At 64.0% G+C, this 1,172-nt stretch carries 1 protein-coding gene; it reads left to right on the forward strand.

Translation table 11 applies throughout. The features are described from left to right. The coding region (locus tag AC1DF8_RS36200; RefSeq protein WP_478157611.1) for a calcium-binding protein at positions 1-1,172 on the forward strand (1,172 nt) is incomplete at both ends.

The following is a 1,172-nucleotide window of genomic DNA, read 5'->3' on the forward strand; positions in this document are numbered from 1 at the left end:
GTGCTGGACGGTGGGGCGGGAGCCGACACGCTGGTCGGCGGAGCCGGTAATGACACCTATATCGTGGATGTCGCAAGCGACGTGGTCACGGAGGCAGCAGGTGCGGGCACGGACGAGATCCGGACGTCGCTTGCTGCCTATTCGATTGCGGCCCTCGCCAATATCGAGAACCTGACCTACACCGGGTCGGCAGCCTTCACCGGCACCGGCAATGCTGCGGCGAACGTGATCACCGGGGGTGCAGGCGCCGATACGCTGAACGGCGGAGCCGGTGCGGATACGCTGATCGGCGGCGCCGGCAATGACACCTACATCGTTGACAATGCCGGTGACGTCGTCACCGAAAGTGTCGATGCGGGCATCGATACGGTCAAGGCTGGGTCGTCGGCCTATACGCTTGCCGACAATGTCGAGAACCTGACCTATRCGGGCACRGTGGCCTTYRCCGGWACGGGCAACRRYCTTGCCAACACGATCACCGGAGGGGCTGCGGCCGACCGGCTGTCGGGTGGCGMCGGTGACGACACGCTCAACGGGGGAGCCGGTGCGGATACGCTGATCGGCGGCGCCGGCAACGACACCTACATCGTGGATGTCGCCGGTGACGTGGTGACGGAAGATGCGGACGCTGGAATCGACACGGTCAAGACCGCGCTTTCTGCCTATACGCTTGCCGACAATGTAGAGAACCTGACCTATGCGGGCACGGTTGCCTTTGCCGGAACGGGCAACAGCCTTGCCAACACGATCAGGGGTGCGGCAGGTGCCGACACGCTGGACGGCAAGGCGGGAGCCGATATCCTGATTGGTGGTGCGGGCAAYGACACCTACATCGTGGATGTCGCCGGTGACGTCGTGACCGAAGCCGCCAACGAAGGCACGGATCTGGTCAAGACTGCGCTTTCGGCCTATGCGCTGACCAATATTGCCAATGTCGAGAACCTGACCTTCACCGGCAGCGGCAATTTTGCCGGGACCGGCAAYGCCTTGGCCAACACGATCACCGGCGGGGCCGGCAACGACGTGCTGGACGGTGGGGCGGGAGCCGACACGCTGGTCGGCGGAGCCGGTAATGACACCTATATCGTGGATGTCGCAAGCGACGTGGTCACGGAGGCAGCAGGTGCKGGYACGGACGAGATCCGGACGTCGCTTGCTGCCTATTCGATTGC

It is taken from the genome of Rhizobium sp. 05N49 (genome assembly GCF_056396805.1).